The organism is Prevotella sp. E15-22 (assembly GCF_023204875.1).
In the GTDB taxonomy this organism is placed as follows: Bacteria; Bacteroidota; Bacteroidia; order Bacteroidales; family Bacteroidaceae; genus Prevotella.
Window position 1 is genome coordinate 444,397 of the sequence record NZ_CP096247.1, and the last position, 19,705, is coordinate 464,101.

A 19,705-nucleotide genomic window follows, 5' to 3' on the forward strand; every position below is an offset into this window, starting at 1 on the left:
ATTTGTATATTTGCGTATTGGATCAGACCAAGGTAATATTAAATAGCCATGAAAAGAGAAATTAAAGAAAAAGGAAAATCAAGTTTGCCAATCCTGCTGACCGTGGCAGTTGTCATGATATTAATCATCGTGACCGCTTTCTTCGTGTGTCGCCATGCGATGAAGGCCGAGGTCCACGCACGCTATGTGGGCATCATGAACTTCGCTTCAGAGAAAATAGCCAAGACTATCCGTGGCATGGAGATGAACGCCATGAATGAGTTCGACGAGGTTGAGAAACACCTTGATTCTCCCGAATCTGTTATTGCCGCTCTCGAAAGCAAAACTAGTCTGAATCCCGAAGTGCGTGGCTATTTTGCTGCCTTTGAGCCTCATTATTTTGAAGAGAAAGGTCAGTGGTTCGAACCCTATGTTCACCATGTGGATAGTAGTGAGTTTGAAGTGCGTCAGGTGGGTTCGGCTCATCACAACTATCACCGTTCAGAATGGTATATTCGTGCCAAGAACTCAAACGAGAGTTTCTGGTCAGACCCCTACTATTATTATGATGGTACTAACATCAGCGGTCACTACACCACGTTTGTCAAGCCCATCTACGATGCCAAAGGGCGCCTCGCCTGCATTTGTGGTGCCGATATGACCTTTGAATGGCTGGGTAAGGAACTTCAGCGCATTGACGACACTATGCGCGATGACGACCTGCTTAATAAGTATGTATCTGACAATGCCGATTTCTATACGGTCGTCATCAATAGCGACGGTAGTTGCATTGCCCATCCGACCAGTAAGACACTAGTTGTGTCTGAAGAATACGTGAAGCGTAATCTGAAACAAAAACATAGTGGCATGGCCGAGATAGAGGTCGACGACGAACGCTACATCATCTATTATGCTCCCATTGATCATGTTGACTGGTCGGTGGCTGTCGTTGTTGCCAATCATGGTAAAAGTAGTTGGCTCTCGGTAGTTGTCGTAGGCTTCTTGTTGATTGCCTTTGCAGGTTTCCTGGTTGTGTGGTTCGTTTGTAAACGTTCAAGAAAAGATGAAGATTTCTAGAATTGTCATACCCCAGACATCGCTCCGCCTTAACCTTATGGTGGTCTGCGAAACAGTATTGCTGTTGCTCTTGTCGCTATCGGTGTTGCTCTATTTCTCACGTCAGGCATTAAAAGATGAGGCTTTTCGTAATGCTGAGGAGTCGCTCGAAGGTACGGTGCAACATGTGGACAATATCTTACTGAGTGTTGAGCAGACAGCTTATAACATCTACGAAGACCTGCAATATCATCTAGACGAGCCCGATCGCATGAGTATCTATTGTCGCGAGGCCGTAGAGAATAACCCTTATGTCGTGGGATGTGCCGTAGCCTTTGTGCCAAATTATTATGCCAATCACGACTTGTTCATGACTTATGTCCACAAGAATGTATCAAGTAAGAATGGTGATTCTCTGACGGTTTCCGACCACTATGGTAGTCGTCCCTATACCGAGCATGTGTGGTATACATCTTCAATCTCTGGTGGCCATGCATTGTGGACTGACCCCTTACCCGATGAGGAAGGTGAGGGTGTAACTCTGTCGTTGTGCATTCCCATTTATAAGAAAGGCGAGAAGAATCCCATAGGTGTGATGGCTTTAGATGTTCCTGTGGCTATTATTTCCCAGATTATCCTTGATTCCAAACCTTTCCGCCATAGCTATAGCGTGATGCTCAGTCGTGATGGTACGTTTATCGTGCATCCCAATATTCACCGGTTTATCAGGCAGACTCTGTCTGTGAAGGATCAGGAGTCCCAGAACGATGAAAATCTGCGTCAAACTATCAAAGCGATGATGACGGGCGAATCGGGTCATACCGTCTTCCACCAGAACGACCAAGACTGGTACGTGTTCTATAAGCCTTTCCAGCGCGACCGTGCCTTTGGTCTGCCAATGGACAATCTGGGCTGGAGCACGGCCATGGTGTATCTCGAGGATGATATCCTGGGTGATCACGTGTTGCTCTCGTATCTCATTCTGATTGTCACGTTGGCAGGCGTGTTGGTCTTCTTCCTTCTGTGTCGTATGCTCATTCGTCATCAGATGAAGCCGCTGCGCATGCTCATTCGTTCGTCACGTCGCGTGGCCGATGGACATTACGATGAGATTGTACCCAATGCCAGCAGTAGCGACGAGATAGGTCAGTTGCAAGACCGATTTCAAGAGATGCAGCGTTCTTTGATGGGTAAGTCGGCCGAACTTGAGCAGATGACGCGCATGCTGACCACGCGTGGCGAGGAGCTGCGTCATGCCTACGGTAATGCGCAAGGATCCGACCGTATGAAGACCACCTTCCTCCATTATATGACGACACAGATGATAGAGCCGTCGGATCTTATCGAACGCAGTGTAACCAAGCTCTGTAATAACTATCATACCATCAGCCCTGATGAGGCCGACTATGAAGTCAGTGTCATCAAGAAACAGTGTGCCATTGTCGTTGACTTGCTTGACCATATGATTGAGGCACTGAAGAACGAGACTGAGGAGCCAGAGAATGTTTTGAAAGAAAGAAAGGAGGATAACCATGAGTAATCTTAAGCGTCGCCTTTCCCGTAAGCTCATCCTGAGCATCATGCTGATGGCTGTACCAGTATTCATCCTGTCGCTGGGAATCTTCTATTCTCAGTCGCGCTACCTCATTCGTCAGGAAGCAATAGAATGCTCAAAAAGCATTCTGCGCACCACCATCCAGCGTGTGAATAATTATATGACCACTATCGAGGCCTCAACCAATGCCAATGCTTGGTTGTTGGAAGAGAACTTCTGCCCCGACTCATTAAAGCTCATCACACAGCGCATCGTTCGTCTTAATCCCAATGTGCTGAGTTGTACAGTTAGTACCGAGCCAGATTTGTTCCCACAGTACTGCAAGTATTTCTCGGTCTATACATTAAAAGATATCGACACGATCACCACGGTCATGGAGACTGACTATGCCTATTATGACAAGGCATGGTATAAGACTCCGCTCAATTCAGGCAAAGCATGCTGGATAGATCCCTTTGTCGACTACACCGAGGGCGCTGTGAACCACCATGAGGCAGTGGCCACCTATTGTCGCCCGCTCTGCTCGCCCTCAGGCAAGATTTTGGGTGTCATTGCCACCGAGTTCTCGTTTGCTCAACTGTCCAAGAATATTATTGCCACCGAGAATACTTATCCTGGTGCCTATTTTATCTTGTTGGGAGGCGATGGCCGCTATCTCATCCATCCAGACTCCACCCAGCTTTTTCGTAAGTCTATCTTTAGTGATGCCGACCCAGTGACTAATGCCGATCGCATTGCCTTGGGTCACGAGATGACTGAAGCTAGGCAAGGTGCTATGCACGTCATGGTCAAAGGTCGTCGCTGCCACGTGTGCTATTGTCCTGTGCCCGGCACAGACTGGAGCCTGGCTATGGTCTCGCCCGATGTCGAGATGCTGTTGGGCTTTAACCATCTGGGCTATGCCATCATCCTGATTCTGCTGTTGGGCTTTGTGGGAATGGCTTGGCTGTGTCGCATCGTGGTACATCAGACCATTCTTCCCATTAATCGTCTTCTCACCTACACGCAGAACATTGCCGATGGCAATTACAACGAGATGATACCGCGCACCAAAAAGACCGACGTGATTGGTCAATTGCAGAATGGCTTTGCCACGATGCAAGAGGCGCTCCGCAGTCACATGGGCTCTATCTGTCGCACGGCCGAGGAGCTGAAGAAACGTAATGAGCAGCGTGCACGCGATATGGCACTGGCCGAGGAAACCGTCAAGAAGAAAGCTTTATTTATCCAGAACCTGTCTCATCAAATGCGTACGCCTCTTAATATTATCATGGGATTTGTCGATGTGTTGAAAGATCGAATTGTTGAACGTGACAATGGTCAGGAACAGCAGGGCAAATCTGCGCATGATGAGTTGAGCGAGATAATCAGTTTGATGAAGTATAACGCCATCCACCTGAAGCGCATGATACTGATGCTCTTCGACAGCTCGTCGAATACGGGTGTCGAGGAACTGATGAGCAACCGACAGGACGAGGTGTCGTGTAACGATGTAGCACGCGAGAGTATCGAACTCACCGAGGATCATTTCGTGGGTATCAAGATTGCCTTTGAGACCTCACTGAGTGATGGCGTTCACATCCTCACTAACCACCTCTATCTCATGAGATCTATTCGTGAGTTGCTGTATAACTCTGCCAAGTATTCCGATGGCAAGCATATCCAACTAACGGTCACCGAGACTGCGACCACCGTGCTCTTCACCGTTGTGGACGTTGGTCCTGGTTTGCCAAATGAGTCGGAAGACCTGCTATTCAAGCCTTTTATCAAACTTGATGACTTGTCAGAGGGTCTTGGCCTCGGTCTGCCGCTCACCAAGCGTCATGCTTTGTCTCTTGGAGGCGACCTGATTTACGATCCCAGCTATCGTGAGGGCTGTCGCTTTGTCTTGGAATTGCCGAAGTAATCATATCTACATTCTGATGAAGAAAATCTTTTCAATCATTATAATCGTGTTGTTTGCAAAGAGCGCCATTGCCCAAATTCCCTATTATGCGGGAACCGTGGGCAATGGCAAGCTCTATGGCTACACGTCTGTGAAAGTCCGACCTGGTCAAAATCAGCAAGAGACCTACACCACCTTTCAGTATGGACTGACATCTCATCTTGATGCTGGCATCGATCTCTATACAGGGCCTGATTGTGCCTTTTGGGGTGCCTTGCTGCGTGGTGGTCTGCCCTTGAGCAAATGGTTCAATGTGGGTGGCGAGGTTATCTCTTCGTTCGACCTTAACGATAACTTTCGTTTCTCTTATCTCACCTCAGGACTCTATCTCAACGGTGCCATCACGGCCGACAGTCGTTTTTTCTGGTGTAGCAACACGTGGTGGACGCGCTATCGTGGAGCACACGACACTTACTCCAACTATGAGTACCTGGGCTATAACATCCCTTTGACACAAGGCCGTTCTTTGACGCCCATGGTGGGCGCCGTGCATTCCTGGCAGTTTGACGACGACCTTCAGCCTGCCGCCGGCCTTTACTTCACCTTTGGTACCTATAACCTCTATCTCTGGTCGCACGATCTTTTGGCCAGTCATCCCCGTTTTGTTCTTGGCCTCGATTTCGTACTCTGAGTGTTGTATTCTTCTTACCAATAATTAATCACTTAATAAAAGACAATGAAAAAACTCTTTTTCCTAGCCGTCCTTTGTCTGACGGCAATGCAGGCACACGCTCAATGGCGTATTGGAGCCAATGCTGGAGCCACCTACAACCATTTTATAGTCGACAAACACTATCTGATTGACTTCAATTACAAAGACCGATGGGGCACCCAGTTGGGCCTGATGGGACAGTATGATGTCAATGATTGGCTGGGCATTCGTGCTGAGCTGAACCTGATGCAGAAGAACCACACCGTGGAGCGTACGCAGGTACCCATGAAGCATCAGTACACCAACAACTATCTCACTCTACCCGTGATGGCTTCGTTTAGCTTTGGCGGCGAGAACTTGCGCGGCTTCTGCAATTTGGGCGTTTATGGCGGCTATTGGTTGAGTTGCCACAATGAAGGCTCAGATTACAATTCTTTCAGTGAGCATGAGTACAGTTTCAATGAGGACGTCGACTTCAACAGTAAGCGCGACCAACGCTGGGACTGTGGTTTCGTGGGTGGTGTCGGACTGGAGTATCACTTTGTTGAGCATTGGGGTGTTCAGGCCGAGGCACGTTATTACTATAGCACAACCAGTGTCCAGAAGGACTATATGAAGGTGAAAGACCCTAAATACAACTCTACGCTCGCACTGCAGGCAGGTGTCATCTACTTCTTTTAATCTAATAACTGAATAATGAAGTGTCATATGAAAACAAAGATAATGACTCTGGGAGCCATGCTCCTGATGCTTACCATGAGTGCGTGCCGCGAAGAAAGCGACATGCTGGTGAGCTATAACCAAAACGATGTGTTGGTATTTGGAAAAGCAAACGAAAGTTTTGTAGAACAGTTTGAGGTGTTCTGGAATGGCATGAACCAAAACTATGCCATCTGGGACTATGAGGAGGATCAGTATGGCCTCGACTGGGATGAGGTCTACGATCGGTTCCTGCCTCTTTTCGAGCAACTGGACCAGCGCGACAAGGACACCAACCCTGTTAGTGATAGCGAGTATCAGGCGTTGATAGACAGTTTGGCGAAGCCGCTGCACGATGGCCATTTTGTGGTTCAATTCAAGAACCCGCACACGGGAAGAGCCTTGAACTGCTATCCTGGTAAGATACGTAATGCCAGCCGTGATGACTATGAGGCATCGCAAGATTTTGTTCCATCACTTGCTGCCTATGTTTCTGATGGCACAGCCACCGATTATCAATCAGGCTGTACGTCGCAGCATCACCTCGCTATCATGTTTGGCAACACGTACGATGTGAATAAAGACATTATTGTCAACCCCAACTACGGCCTGGGATATGTCGTGGCGCAGATCAATGAGTTGAAGGCCAAGCAATCGCCGACAAGTACTCAGCGGATGAGGCTCACGCAACTCCAGAATCTGTTCGCCGAGTGGGTGCAATACAAAGCAATTGTAAAAAACAGGGCAGAGTTGATCTCCCTCTATAATTATATTGTTAACAAATATCAGTCGCTGAAAGTTCCTGGTCTGATACTTATCAGTTCGGCATTCGATGAGTACGGACTCGGTGTGCAGTATGCCTTGCTCAATGGTGATACGCCCTATTTCGCATTTACCAATTTCTTCCTGACGTTATATGCTAATCCCCAATATTCCATTATTAATCAGTTAACGCCTGGCTCTGACGATTATAAGCAGTCAGTGGCTATATATAACGCCTGGCTGTCATGGCTTAAAAAAGTTCAGGAACTGAAGGCCAACGGCAAACTGAAGGGTGTTATTATTGACCTTCGTTCAAATGGCGGTGGAATGTTTTACGACTTCGGACTTGTGCTGGGCTCTCTGTTCCAACCGGGAACCGACCTGCAGGTTGGCTATCATCGCTACAAGCGTGGTCCAGGACGCTATGACTATTCTCCTCTGATGCCCGACACGCGTCCAGGTATAGACATCGTTGAGTTGCTGCCCAACGAACCTAGCGTTCAAAACATCCAGCAGCAAGGAATCACCGAACCCATTGTCGTGCTCACCAATTGCATGTCTGTCAGTATGGCCGAGATGACGGCTATGGGAGCCAAGGCTATGCCTAATGCCCGTGTTATAGGTAAGCGTACTTTTGGCGGACTGTGTGGACTCGTCGGTAACGAATCTGCCAGCTATAATTATTCTGGTCATATCGGTATCATGGGTAAGACTGCCGTTTACTGTTATACACCTACGGTGGCCACCATTCAGCCGGATGGTAAGACCATCCTCGAGGGAATAGGCGTCACGCCCGATATCGAAGTCAACTACGTCGTGACTCCTGCAGGAACTGATAGTCAGATTGACCGTGCCCTGCAGTATATCCAGACGGGCAACTAATGCCGCTGCTTTGTTAGCCCACCATAAAAGCGCCCTGCCAATTGTGATGGCAGGGCGCTTTCTTTTTATATCAACCTTCCTATTTTAATAGTTGGCGCGGAGGTTCCACTTCGAGTTGTCGCTCTTGAAGTCATACTCAGCCAAGGTAGGAGTAGAGTCGCCTGCAGAGTAGATGCAGTACTTCGTGTTCTTGCCCTCCTGACCAGGGATAACGTAAGGCATGATGCGATACGTACCATCGGTCAACTGCTCAACACGCCAGAGCTGCTCGTCAAGTTCAGCATACTCCTTGGTGGTCAGCTCGAGGTCGGCAGTAGCTGTCAGAGCACGGTTGGTGCCTGCGATACGGATGGTGAAGAGCGGTCCGGCAATGGTACCTTTATCCGTGGCTTTCAGCTCCCACTTCTGCCAAGGACGGAACATATAGTCGCTGCAGCGAACGGCAATGTCGCCAGCGGGCCATGAGCCCTGCACCTGCTGCAGTGTCTGTTCTTCAACGGGTTTGGGAGGAGCAGCGTTAGCCTGCTGACCGCCACCGAAACCGCCAAAGCCACCTGCACGCTGCACGTTCATGCGAACGAAGTCAACACCCAGCTCCAGTGAGTAGCCGCGGCGCTCGCTCAGGATAGCATATGTGCCCGACTTAACCTGGTCGCCAGCATAAGGCCAGCCGTTCTTCCAAAGCAGAGGATGGATGGCCAAGGTAGAACGACCACCCTGGTCGAAGTCAGCCTCCCAGTGGAACGACATGATCTCAACACCCTCGTCAAGGATGGTGCGTCCAAAGTGTCCTGCACCCGTCTTACGGTTGCCAGCGGCAATTACCATACGGCCACCACCATGGAACATATCGCGACCTACGTTATCTACATAAGGACCCTCCACAGAGCGAGAACGACCCACCACGATGTTGTAGGTAGAGTTCACACCGTCGCAGCAAGTGCCGTGAGTGCCCAGCAGATAATACCAGCCATCCTTGTAGATAAGGTCAGTAGCCTCACAGTCGATGGCGATATCCTTCTCCTTGTTTCCCTTCACGCGATAGCCCGTCTTGGGGTCGAGCTCGATGAGGCGGATGGTGCCGAAGTAAGTACCATAGCTCACCCACATACGACCAGTGGTGGGGTCGAGCAGCACGCCTGGGTCGATGGCGTCCTGATCTTCCATACCGTCGCTCGAGCAAACCTCCACGGCCGTGCTCCACTTAAAGTCGGGACTCTTAGGATCCAGGGTCTTGTTCCACATAGTCAGGATACGACCGCTGTGACCGCCACCCAGGCCACCACCGGTGGCACCATAGATGCAGAGGTAACGGTCGCCCACCTTGATAATATCAGGTGCTGCACCGCCGCCAGGACGTTCAGCGCCACTGTGCCAGCTCCAGCCATCTTCAGAGATGAGGCCGCCGCCACCGGTGCCAAAGGTATAATACTTGCCTTCGCACTCGGCGATGGTCGAAGGATCGTGGATGTATGGTTGTCCAATTTGTGCGTTAGCGGCTGTGGCGATGGCCAGTGCCGCAAGGATTGTATGTAAGCGTTGCATAGTTATTTGCTGTTGTTGATAATGGTGAAGTTAGTTACAGGGGTACCTTTCTCATCGAGGAAACGTACGCAGAAGTCGCTCATGCCAGGGCCATTGATGATGGCGCCACGCAGAATGTTGCGGCCCTTCTTCAGGGTGAGGCGGCGCGACATGCAGTCGTCCTTCACCATGCGGCGGTCGCCACTGAGCAGCAGAGTTTCCTCACCGTTGAGCCACCACATAGAGGCTGAGTTAGAACCTACGGCCAGACGCACGTCCTTGATCTCCTCAGGGCAGTCGATGATGGTGACGCCCCAGAACAGCACGCCATATACCTTCTCACCGTATTTCTCGGCAAAGCGGAACAGCTTCACGTTGAACATTTCGCTGTCCAGAGCATGCCAGGTCAGTGTCTGCTTAACCGTCTTAACCTCGGGCTTGGCGGGAGCCTGTTGCATGCCGCGGCCGAAGCCTGCGGGAGCCTGCTCCTGCTTGAATACAGCCGTCACTTTCTGTCCGTCCTTAGGCAGGATGGTCATCTGGTTCTTGAAGTACTCGCGGTTGAAGTGGTCGCGCAGATAAGAGTCTGTGAACACCGTATTGCCACTATTGGGCTTGTCAATGGGCTCCAACAGCATCCAGCGACGGATGAAACCTTCGTTATCGGGTTTGGCGGGAGTGGCCGTAGCCTTAGTGAAGTACTTAGGACGGTTCTTGAAGAGCACCCAGTCAACACCCAGTTCGCCAGCACCCTCGTTGGTAACCACCAGATCAACAACACCGCTGGGCTTGTAATCCAGCAGCACGGTCTGAGTGAGCCACTGGTTGCGGTTGTCACGACGGAAACGTCCCATCATGCCGCCACCCTGGCCACCTGCAGGCTGCTCAGGAGGCGTCACAGCCATCTTTACGCGGGCAATCACCTTACCCTTGGCATTACCTTCGCGGATGCAGAACTCAGTGTCGCCACTAGCCTTAGCGCTGATAATCATATAGCCGTCGGTCAGGCAGCTGAAGTCCACGTCGGCATACTTTATCCAACCCTTTGAGGGGATGGTAGCATAGTCGCCGCTGAAGGCACGGGTGGTGTCCACATGAGCAGTGGTCACACCAGCAGATGCCGTGCTGTAACGGTCAATCTCAATCTTCTCAGTAGCCTTGTTGATACCAACGCCACGCATGGTGGGTTTCACCTCCTGGATAGTACCGTCGGCATTGAAGAACAACTTCTCAATCTGCACAGAGCGACGCTTGTCGTCGTTGGGCGAGAAGAAGTTGCAGTGATAGAACAAGTACCACTGACCCTTATAGTTAACAATGCTGTGATGGTTGGTCCAGCAGCCGTTGGCATGCTCGGCCATGATGAGGCCCTTATACTCATAAGGACCCATGGGGTTCTTACTCATGGCATATCCCAGCACCTCAGTGTTCTCTCTTACATAAGGATAGGTAAGGTAGTACCAGCCGTTGGCCTCGAAGGCGAACGGACCCTCAGCCTGACGGTTGGGCAGGCCTTCAAGACAGTTCACACCAATCATCTCCATCTCGCGGTTGCCAAACTTCACCTTCGACTTGGGGTTGTCGTCGGCCAGTTCCTTCATGTTGGGCTTCAGCTTAGCGCAGCGTCCGTTGCCCCAGAAGATGTAAGCATTACCGTCTGAAGCCTGAAGCACACAGGGGTCAATGCCATTGATGCCCTTGATAGGCTCCTTCTCAGGAACGAACGGGCCCTCAGGACGGTCGGCCACGGCCACGCCAACGGCGAAGCCGCCTCTGCCCTCAGCGGGTGCAGAAGGGAAGTAGAAATAATACTTTCCGTTGCGCTCCACGCAGTCGGGCGCCCACATAGAATAAGAGTCTTTCCTTACCCAGGGCACCTTGTTCTGGGTAACAATCACGCCGTGATCGGTCCAGTCGGTCAGGTTCTCCGACGAGAAGACGTGATAGTCTTCCATGCAGAACCAGTCCTGACGCTGTCCGACAGGAGGTTTAATGTCGTGTGAAGGGTACAGGTACACCTTGTTGTTAAACACACGCGCAGTGGGGTCAGCCGAGAACTGGTCTCGAATGACGGGGTTCTGGGCACTTGCCAGTACGGGCAAAGTCATCAGAACACAGGCTATGGTTTTTCTCATATTAAAATTGTTGTTGATAAAAAGTTAGTCTTTATTTGGTTTTATTGGCAAACTGTCCGAAGTACTCCAGACAGACATCGCGCCATAGGCGGGCATCCTGCTGCTGGAACTCCAGACTCTTGCTCACCTCGCGCCAGCGTTGTTCGTCAATCAGCGGCTTGGCCGACTGCCATATAGTGGCAAATTCGTCCACCTCTCTAACGCCACGGTTATAGCACCACTGCAGTTCTTCCCATAACGTGCGGCCACTGTTCATTCTGCGTGTCCAGGGCACACGGTGGAACCACAGGAGGAAGCGTTCCGGACAAGTTTCTATGTTGTCGTAGAGCGAGCAGTAAGGCTCACGATACTGAGCCGTGGCATTTGTGCCAGTACTGCTGCGGTCCACACCAATGCTGTCGCTGTTGGCGCGATGGTAGTACACAGGGCACCACTCAATGGGGTAGCGTGCGATATAGCCGCCCGGCTGAGGACCCATGTGATGGTCAAACTTAAAGATGTGATGCAGTCCCAGTGGCATCATATAGTCCACGCAGGCCTCTCGGCTTCGCAGCATCATGCCCAGCAGCGCTTTGTCGTCCGTATCAAAAGTCTGCTTCAGCCATTCCACTGCAATCTCGTTCGATGTCAGCGTGGGGTTCCATGCCAGACGACCGAAGGCATACCAGTTGGCCTGAGAGAAATGGTGTCCACACCAGTTCGTGTCGAGTCCGATGTTGGCCACGCCAGCAATACCTACCAGTCGTGAAGGCTTGACATATTGGAAGAACTCCCCCCACATGGGCGCCAGGTAAACCAAGTGCTTACTCTGGCCCAGGTATTCCTGTGTAATCTGAAACTCAGCCATCTGCGGCGTCTTCCTCATCTGGTCGAAGATAGGCGCATAAGGCTCGCGAGGTTGGAAGTCCAGCGGACCGTTCTTCGACTGCAGGATCACGTTGTCGCGAAACTGTCCGTCGAGCTCGGCAAACTCCGATACAGCCTGCTTCACACGGTCCTCGCCCTGATGCTTGGCACCATAGACAAACGAGCGCCACATCACGATGCCGCCAAAAGGCTTCAGTGCATCGGCCAGCATGTTAGCGCCGTCGGCATGCGTACGACCATAGTCAAACGGACCAGGCTGTCCCTCACTGTTCGCCTTCACCAGAAAGCCGCCAAAGTCAGGGATAGCGGTGTAAATCTCCTTCGCTTTCTTCTGCCACCAGCGACGCACCTGAGGGTTCAGCGGGTCGGCCGTCTTCACCTCACCCAGAGCCTTGGGCGAACCGAAGTTAACCGAGATATACACCTTGATGCCCCAGGGGCGCAGGATGTCGGCAACCTCCTTTACCTTATTAATATACGTACGTGTCAGCATCTTGGGCGATGCATTCACGTTGTTCAGCACCGTACCGTTGATGCCCACCGAGGCATTAGCCTCCGCATATTTCTCAATCAGGGCGTGGTCAATCTCCAAACGGTCGTTCCAAAAGATGCTCTTGCCGGCATAGCCACGCTCAATACTTCCATCCAGGTTGTCCCAGTGGTTCAGGATGCGAAGCTTGTAGTAAGGATGCGACTCGCCCTGCTCTCCACGCAAGAACGCATAGCGACCATACATCAGTCCCATCTCCGTACGTGCCGTCACCGTCTTTCCTTTGATACGATAGCCGTCATCATCAGGCATGGTGGGGTCAATCTTCAGCGTGACGTCCTGAGGCAGCTTGTTGCGTAGCCATAAACGACTACCGTCCTCTGCCAAGACATTGGTTGCCAGGCAGAGGACGAATAGCACTATGAAGGTTTTTAGTTTATTCATTGACAACGGTCTTGATGGTTCCATCCTCATTGTAGAACAGACGCTGCACCTTCAGCGAGCGCAGGTGCGTGATGTCGTTTGAAGGCACACAGTCGTGATACAACAGATACCACTGACCCTTGAACTCCACAATGCAGTGGTGTGTGGTCCATCCCACCACGGGCTCCAGGATAACACCCTGATAGGTGAAAGGTCCGTAAGGATTATCACCGATGGCGTAGCACAGATAGTGGCTGTCGCCCGTAGAGTATGAGAAGTAATACTTACCATTATACTTATGCATCCACGAAGCCTCGAAGAAACGGTGAGGATCGTCGGCACGCAGGGGCTTTCCAGCCTTGTCCAGAATCACCACAGGACGAGGAGCCTCAGTAAACTGCAGCACATCGTCGGTCATGCGAGCCACATAGCTCGACAGGGCAGGAGCATCGGCAGGCGCCCAAAGCTCCGTCTTCTTGTCCGAAGCGTGACCCAGGTCCACGTAGCCAGCAGGAGCAGCGGCTGTGTCAGGCTGCTGAATGGGCTTCACGCTCAGGGGCACATGCCACTGCAGCTGTCCGCCCCACAGACCACCATAATAGCAATATACAGTGCCGTCATCATCCTTGAAAGCACAAGGGTCGATGCTGTAAGCACCACGGATGGGGTGCTCCTGAGGGATGAACGGACCCTCGGGCTTGTCGGCGATAGCCACACCCAGGTGGAACTCGCCGTTATAGTCTTTAGCCGAGAAGATCAGGTAGTACTTACCATTCTTCTCCACCACATCGCTGTCCCACATCTGCTTCTCAACCCAAGCCACCTGATCCTGGTCCAGGATCACGCCGTGGTCGGTCACTTCGCCGTTCTCGATATCCTCGAACGACAGCACGTGATAGTCGCGCATCTGGAAGTGTCCGCCGTCGTCATCAAAGACGTTATCGCACTCACGGTCGTGCGAGGGATAGATATATAACTTGCCGTTAAAGACGTGGGCCGCAGGGTCGGCCATATAGTCACTAGGGAACAAATAACGAGGTAATTTAGCCATAGTACTGTTTTATTTATATAGTTTGACGATTTCGTTAACAATAGGTTTAATCTTATACTGACGATCGATGAGCAACGGATAGTTGGTACGTCCCTTGATGGGCCATCCGTTCAGCCATGAACCACCGTCGCTCACGCCCCATAGGTTAATGCGAGAGATCTGATGACGGTGCTTGTAGTAAATCTTAAAGAGATCCATCCAGCGTTTATCCACCTCCTTCTGCTTGGCAGCGGGCAGTCCGTCAACATAAGGATTATATTTCTGTTGCAACTCAAAGTTCTGGGCAATGTCGGCACCGCCAAAGCCCTGTGGGTTGGGCAGCACGTTGATGTCGAGCTCAGTGATCATCACCTTCACGCCACAAGCGGCAAAGGCGTCGATACTCTTCTCATAGTCATCCAGGTTGGGGTAGTCCAGTCCGTTATGACTCTGCATGCCTACGCCGTCGATGCGCAGACCCTTGGCCTTCAAGCTCTTCACCAGTCGGCACACAGCATCGCGCTTGGCAGGGTTCGACATCGAATAGTCGTTGTAATAGAGTTCTGCGTCAGGGTCGGCCTCGTGAGCGGCACGGAAGCAAATCTCAAAGAACTCCTCGCCCAGCAGGCGATAGTAGGGTGAGTTGCGGAACGAGCCGTCGTCGTTGATGGCCTCGTTAATCACGTCCCAGCCATACACCTGACCCTTATAGTGGCCCACCACCGTCTTGATGTGCTTAATCAGTCGGCTCTTCAGTACCTCTTTCGAGGCAGGACTGGCCGTATAGCCGTTCGTAAACCACCAGTCGGGAGCCTGCGAGTGCCACACCAGGCAGTGGCCAATCACCTTCAGCTTATGCTGTTCGCAGTAGCTCACAAACTTGTCGGCCACACGGAAGTCGAAGATACCCTCAGCAGGAGCCAGAGACTCCGGCTTCATGCAGTTCTCGGCCACAGCACAGTTGAAGTGCTTGTCTGTCAAGGCATCAGCCTCAGGCACCTGTCCATCACTCTGCCACTGGTTAATAGCGGCACCAATCAAACAATATTTTCCAATCGCGTCTTTCAAACCCTGCTGAGCCATAGATGCCAGGGGCATCATGGCCAGACAGAGCGTCATTATCTTAATCTTCTTATTCATGTTCATTATTTGTTGCTACGTGCTTCAATCTCCTTGTTGATCTCGTCCAGTCTCTCGTCGGTCAGGGGGTACTTGTAGATCAGGCATCCTACGACAACGAGCAGAGCGGCAGGGATGATACAAGTGAACACCAGGATGGCGTTCTGTGCAATAGCAGAATAGTTAGCCAGCTTTGTGTAGTAGGCGTTCACAGGGGCACTGATAAACGATGCCAGGAACACCACCACAAAGATGCTCAGCACCAACTGCAGACACTTGTTGACCTTGAACTCCTCCCACATCTCGCCAAACGATACAGGCTTCTTAGGCGTTGTGGTGATATTCTCCTTGCTGCCCATGAAGCAGAGCATCAAGAGGATGAAGCCTACGAGGGCAAATACGCAAGTAACGATGAACCAAGCACTTGGTTCAATGGGCAGGGCCGACTCCTCGCTGGCAAAGTTGAAGCCAATCCATCCCATCACCAGTGGCGTGATCCAACCGGCGATAGAGAAACCAGCCTTGAAGGCCACGCCAGCAAGGGCGTTAACCGTGGCAGCAGGACGGTTGCCAGTACGATACTCAGCCTCAGTGATTACCTCAGGTACCAGTGCCCACATCAGCGAGCCAACCAGCAGACCAACACCTGTCATCACCTTGGCAATCTGAACCAATGTGTTCAGTTCCTCCACGTCGAAGAACTTACCGATGGTGAACAAGATGACAAAGCCAATCAGACCGATGGTCAGCAGTGTGTAGTATAGTCCTTTCTTACCCAACCATCTCTTCAGTGTGGGCAGCAAGGGCAGAATCACGAAGGCAGGAATCGTACCAATAGCCATGAAGGTGGCCTGGTTCCAGTCGATAGCCGTGTGAACACACATGGCGAGTCCGATGGGGAAACCAGCCTGCACCACAATCTGACCGATGTTGGCACATACCATTCGTGTAGAGGTCAGAATCAGCACCTCGTCGTTGTCACGTGTCATACTGGCCATGATCGAGCCGTAGGGGATATTTACCACTGAGTAGATCATGCTCAGCACGGTGTAGCTCACCGTGGCATAGATAATCTTTGCAGTGGTGCCCCATTCAGCGGCCTGAGGCAGCATCAGCAGACAGGCAGCAACGGTCAAGGGGATACCACCATAGAGGAGGTAAGCACGATACTTACCAAGTTTGGGATTGCGGTTATCAATGTAGCGACCTACTATAGGACTCCAGAAACAGTCAATCAGTCGGACGGCGAGAATCAGTCCGCTGACGAAAGCTGGGTTAAGTTTCAAAACGGTGGTCAGGTAAATCATCAGGTAGCATGCTACCGTCTGGAAAATGAGGTTTTGTGCCAGGTCGCCCGATCCGAAACCGATGCGCTGGAGCCACGAAAGTTTGTAGAATCCTTTTGACTCTTGATTAATAGTAACTGTTGACATAATTGTTGTTGATTTATTTTTGTTTAATTTGCTTGCAAAGTTACTCGTTTTTTTTCAAAATGGTCTTTCCCTATGTTTCATATTACTATTAAAAATGTTTCATTTGGCTTAAAAAGTCCTATGTTTGCCCCGTTATAAGCAAAAAAATGTGTATTTTTGCAGAGTTATGAAAAAGACCGTCACTATGCTATGGCTACTCCTCTTGAGTGCCGTTATGTGCAGCGCCCAGGTGCGTCTGCCCCAGATATTCCAGTCGGGCATGGTGCTCCAGCGTGGCACCAACATCCCTGTTTGGGGACAAGCCGACCCTCAGCAAACTATCACCGTTCGTCTTCATAAAAAGAAATGTACCACCGTGGCCGATGCCAACGGTCGCTGGCGTGTCGACCTGCCTGCCATGAAGGCTGGTGGACCGTATGTGTTGGAGGTGAGAGGTGAGAAGTCAGAGGTGATCACCTTGACCGATGTCTGGGTGGGCGATGTGTGGCTCTGCTCAGGTCAGTCAAACATGGAGACCACCCTCGAGCGCGTGTCGCCACAGTATCCTGACGAGTTGAACGACAGTAACAACATGGTGCGCCTGTTTCATGTGCAATATCAGACAGACACCCATCAGCCCTCTTCCAACCTGCGTCCCACGTCGTGGAAACCACTGAATCGAGCCAATGCCTGGCGCTTCTCGTCCATTGGCTATTTCCTTGGCAAGCAGTTGCAGCGCGAGAAAGGTGTGGCTCAGGGCATCATCGAGAGCGCCTGGGGTGGCACCCCCATCGAGGCGTGGATAGCAGCCGACTCCCTGGCCAAGCATTTCCCTGTGCTCCATCGCCAGACGTTGCTCTATCAGAACGATGCCTTTGTGCAGGCCCAGCAGCGTGCAGGCATGCTGGCCAACCAGCGCTGGCAGCAGATACTTGATGAGGGCGATCCTGGCATGCAGGCCGTCGAAGGCTCGAATGGCGGCTTGTGGACCCAGCCGACGTTCGACGATTCGCAGTGGACCATGGTCAACCAGTACGACCTCCTGCCCACTCAACGCGAGTGGATTGGCAGTCTGTGGCTGCGCCAGCACATCACCATCAGTAAGGCGCATGCAGGCAAGGCCGCCCAACTCCTTTTGGGCACCCTCTACGACAGTGATGTTACCTTTATCAATGGTGTACAGGTGGGCAGCACTGGCTATCAGTATCCGCCTCGTCGCTATCAGGTGCCGGCAGGGTTGCTTCGCGAGGGCGATAACGTCATCACCGTTCGCTTCGTCAACAAGAGTGGAAAGCCCTATTTCGTTCACGAAAAACCCTATCGACTGGTCTTTGCCCAGGACGATGTTCAGCCCCTTGCTGAGCAGTGGAAACTGCACAAAGGACTCGAGATGCCCTATAGCATTGGCCGTGGTGTCGATCTGCAATACCAGCCCTCCACACTCTTCAATGGCATGATCAGTCCTATAGCGCCCTTCGCCGTGGCTGGCGTGCTGTGGTATCAGGGCGAGTCGAACGCCGACACGCCTCAGACCAGCGACTATGCCTCGCTGTTGCGCCTCATGATGGCCAATTGGCGCCAGGCCTTCCAGCGCCCACAGATGCCTTTCGTCATTATCCAATTGGCCAACTATATGGAACCTTCTGCCCAGCCGCAGAACACAGGCTGGTCTATGGTGCGCGAGGCTCAGCGACTGGTGGCCAAGGAAGATAAGTATGCCGAGTTGGCTGTCACCATCGACCGTGGCGAGACGGTGGATATCCATCCCTTGCGCAAGAAGGATGTGGCCCAGCGTGTGGCGCTTGCTTTCGAGCGTCTGCTGTGGAACCCTCGCACTGTGTTGTCGCCAGAGGTCAAAGAGACTTCCTTCGTGGAAGGACAGGTGGTCTGCGCCCTCTCGCAGTCGTTGCTCCATGATGGCGCGCTCTACGAGTTCGAGGTGGCTGGTGCCGATGGCCGTTATGTCAATGCCGAGGCCGAGGGTAGGGGCGACCGCATTCTTATCAAGTCGCCCATTGCTCATCCCGTCTCCATCCGCTATGCATGGAAGAACAACCCCATCCGTGCCAATGTCTATGGCAAGAACGGCCTGCCCATGAGTCCGTTCCAGATGACTGTTATTCAGAAATAATTTTTTTACTCAATTATTATATAGGAAAGAACTAAACTATGAACAAAATCGTATTGATTACTGGTGCCACAAGTGGCATCGGTCAGGCATGTGCAAGGAAATTTGCAGAGAATGGTGATAAACTGATTCTGACTGGCAGAAACGAACATCGACTGGCAGAGCTTCGCAAGGAACTCTCTGAAAAGGGTACGCAGGTGCTCACCCTGGCTTTCGATGTGCGCGACCGTGAGAAGGCAGAGAAATTCTTTCGTGAACTGCCCATCGAGTGGCAGGAGGTCGATGTGCTGGTGAATAATGCTGGCTTGGCACTTGGCTTGGAGCCAGAGTATAAGGGCGACCACGACGATTGGGAGACGATGATCGACACCAACATCAAGGGACTGCTCACCATGACGCGCCTTGTGGTGCCTGGCATGGTCACTCGCAATCGTGGCCACATCATCAACATGGGCTCTGTGGCTGGCGATGCCGCCTATGCTGGAGGCAACGTCTATTGTGCCACCAAGGCTGCCGTCAAGGCCCTGACCGATGGACTGCGTATCGATGTGGCCGACACGGCCATTCGTGTCACCAACCTGAAGCCAGGCCTGGTTGAGACCAACTTCAGTAACATCCGTTTTCATGGCGACAGCGACCGTGCTGCCAATGTCTATAAAGGCATCAAGCCCCTCACTGGCGACGACATCGCCGATGTGGCTGTCTATGCTGCCAATGCGCCTGAGCATGTGCAGATTGCCGAGGTCCTCATCCTGGCCACTCATCAGGCCAGCGGCAGCGTGATTGTCAGAAAGTGATTTTGAAATTCTGTACCTTCTCACCTCACCGTGGTGAATGCCTCGTTGAGGGAGAAGGTTTTGTCTATATTTTTGTTTTGTTAATGTTTGTATAAATATTTGGTCGCTACAGCATAATTTTTTATATTTGCAACGAATATTCGTATTTAACTAAAAACATAAAACGACTTTTAACCAAATCAAACAACCATATAAAATATGATGCGCCCTATTATAATAATGGTATCATTTTTGTGTTACTTTCTTGCTC

At 51.5% G+C, this 19,705-nt stretch carries 13 protein-coding genes and 2 pseudogenes; 8 read left to right on the forward strand and 7 right to left on the reverse strand.

The features are described from left to right. Nucleotides 1–48: 48 nt before the first annotated feature. From M1D30_RS01625 to M1D30_RS01650, 6 genes are read left to right on the forward strand one after another with little or no spacing between them, the layout of a single operon-like run. Nucleotides 49–1,056 (forward strand): hypothetical protein, encoded by a 1,008-nt coding sequence (locus tag M1D30_RS01625; protein ID WP_248505588.1) that lies wholly within the window; start codon nucleotides 49–51, stop codon nucleotides 1,054–1,056. After that, nucleotides 1,043–2,575: a cache domain-containing protein gene (locus M1D30_RS01630; RefSeq protein WP_248505590.1), complete on the forward strand. Its 1,533-nt coding sequence runs from the start codon at nucleotides 1,043–1,045 to the stop codon at nucleotides 2,573–2,575. The genes M1D30_RS01625 and M1D30_RS01630 overlap by 14 nt, the downstream gene beginning before the upstream one ends. Then, entirely contained in the window at nucleotides 2,568–4,496 is a 1,929-nt protein-coding gene (locus tag M1D30_RS01635) for an ATP-binding protein (RefSeq protein ID WP_248505592.1), read from the forward strand. The genes M1D30_RS01630 and M1D30_RS01635 overlap by 8 nt, the downstream gene beginning before the upstream one ends. 16 nt (nucleotides 4,497–4,512) lie before the next feature. Then, nucleotides 4,513–5,166, forward strand: a complete 654-nt coding sequence (locus tag M1D30_RS01640) for a hypothetical protein (protein WP_248505594.1) — start codon at nucleotides 4,513–4,515, stop codon at nucleotides 5,164–5,166. Nucleotides 5,167–5,211: 45 nt separating this feature from the next. After that, nucleotides 5,212–5,868, forward strand: coding sequence for a porin family protein (locus M1D30_RS01645; protein WP_248505596.1), 657 nt, complete (start codon nucleotides 5,212–5,214; stop codon nucleotides 5,866–5,868). A gap of 27 nt (nucleotides 5,869–5,895) precedes the next feature. After that, nucleotides 5,896–7,530, forward strand: coding sequence for a S41 family peptidase (locus tag M1D30_RS01650; RefSeq protein WP_248505598.1), 1,635 nt, complete (start codon nucleotides 5,896–5,898; stop codon nucleotides 7,528–7,530). 84 nt (nucleotides 7,531–7,614) lie between these two features. Here M1D30_RS01650 and M1D30_RS01655 read toward each other — a convergent pair whose 3' ends face one another. From M1D30_RS01655 to M1D30_RS01680, 7 genes and pseudogenes are all read right to left on the reverse strand, one after another. Then, nucleotides 7,615–9,075, reverse strand: coding sequence for a family 43 glycosylhydrolase (locus M1D30_RS01655; protein ID WP_248505600.1), 1,461 nt, complete (start codon nucleotides 9,073–9,075; stop codon nucleotides 7,615–7,617). 2 nt (nucleotides 9,076–9,077) lie between these two features. Continuing rightward, a pseudogene (locus M1D30_RS13770) lies at nucleotides 9,078–9,755 on the reverse strand (hypothetical protein); the annotation flags it as partial. A 558-nt stretch (nucleotides 9,756–10,313) separates the two neighbouring features. Continuing rightward, nucleotides 10,314–11,189, reverse strand: a pseudogene (locus tag M1D30_RS13775) (family 43 glycosylhydrolase); the annotation flags it as partial. A gap of 31 nt (nucleotides 11,190–11,220) precedes the next feature. Then, complete coding sequence (locus M1D30_RS01665; protein WP_248505604.1) at nucleotides 11,221–12,990, reverse strand: alpha-glucuronidase; 1,770 nt, start codon at nucleotides 12,988–12,990, stop codon at nucleotides 11,221–11,223. Then, a complete protein-coding gene (locus M1D30_RS01670; RefSeq protein WP_248505606.1) occupies nucleotides 12,983–14,020 on the reverse strand; it encodes a glycoside hydrolase family 43 protein in 1,038 nt (345 codons plus the stop codon). Before M1D30_RS01670 ends, M1D30_RS01665 begins: the two co-directional genes overlap by 8 nt. Nucleotides 14,021–14,029: 9 nt before the next feature. Beyond that, a complete protein-coding gene (locus tag M1D30_RS01675; RefSeq protein WP_248505608.1) occupies nucleotides 14,030–15,139 on the reverse strand; it encodes an endo-1,4-beta-xylanase in 1,110 nt (369 codons plus the stop codon). A gap of 5 nt (nucleotides 15,140–15,144) precedes the next feature. Next, entirely contained in the window at nucleotides 15,145–16,551 is a 1,407-nt protein-coding gene (locus M1D30_RS01680; RefSeq protein ID WP_248505610.1) for an MFS transporter, read from the reverse strand. A gap of 166 nt (nucleotides 16,552–16,717) precedes the next feature. Here M1D30_RS01680 and M1D30_RS01685 point away from each other — a divergent pair, with 166 nt between their 5' ends. Together M1D30_RS01685 and M1D30_RS01690 are read left to right on the forward strand one after the other, a co-directional pair. Next, nucleotides 16,718–18,661 (forward strand): sialate O-acetylesterase, encoded by a 1,944-nt coding sequence (locus M1D30_RS01685; protein ID WP_248505612.1) that lies wholly within the window; start codon nucleotides 16,718–16,720, stop codon nucleotides 18,659–18,661. A 38-nt stretch (nucleotides 18,662–18,699) separates the two neighbouring features. Continuing rightward, entirely contained in the window at nucleotides 18,700–19,455 is a 756-nt protein-coding gene (locus M1D30_RS01690) for an SDR family oxidoreductase (RefSeq protein ID WP_248505614.1), read from the forward strand. Nucleotides 19,456–19,705 lie beyond the last annotated feature (250 nt).

Coding starts and splice junctions, on each gene's coding strand:
- M1D30_RS01625 (WP_248505588.1), top strand. CDS start 49: ATGAAAAGAGAAATTAAAGAAAAAGGAAAATCAAGTTTGCCAATCCTG.
- M1D30_RS01630 (WP_248505590.1), top strand. CDS start 1,043: ATGAAGATTTCTAGAATTGTCATACCCCAGACATCGCTCCGCCTTAAC.
- M1D30_RS01635 (WP_248505592.1), top strand. CDS start 2,568: ATGAGTAATCTTAAGCGTCGCCTTTCCCGTAAGCTCATCCTGAGCATC.
- M1D30_RS01640 (WP_248505594.1), top strand. CDS start 4,513: ATGAAGAAAATCTTTTCAATCATTATAATCGTGTTGTTTGCAAAGAGC.
- M1D30_RS01645 (WP_248505596.1), top strand. CDS start 5,212: ATGAAAAAACTCTTTTTCCTAGCCGTCCTTTGTCTGACGGCAATGCAG.
- M1D30_RS01650 (WP_248505598.1), top strand. CDS start 5,896: ATGAAAACAAAGATAATGACTCTGGGAGCCATGCTCCTGATGCTTACC.
- M1D30_RS01655 (WP_248505600.1), bottom strand. CDS start 9,075: ATGCAACGCTTACATACAATCCTTGCGGCACTGGCCATCGCCACAGCC.
- M1D30_RS01665 (WP_248505604.1), bottom strand. CDS start 12,990: ATGAATAAACTAAAAACCTTCATAGTGCTATTCGTCCTCTGCCTGGCA.
- M1D30_RS01670 (WP_248505606.1), bottom strand. CDS start 14,020: ATGGCTAAATTACCTCGTTATTTGTTCCCTAGTGACTATATGGCCGAC.
- M1D30_RS01675 (WP_248505608.1), bottom strand. CDS start 15,139: ATGAATAAGAAGATTAAGATAATGACGCTCTGTCTGGCCATGATGCCC.
- M1D30_RS01680 (WP_248505610.1), bottom strand. CDS start 16,551: ATGTCAACAGTTACTATTAATCAAGAGTCAAAAGGATTCTACAAACTT.
- M1D30_RS01685 (WP_248505612.1), top strand. CDS start 16,718: ATGAAAAAGACCGTCACTATGCTATGGCTACTCCTCTTGAGTGCCGTT.
- M1D30_RS01690 (WP_248505614.1), top strand. CDS start 18,700: ATGAACAAAATCGTATTGATTACTGGTGCCACAAGTGGCATCGGTCAG.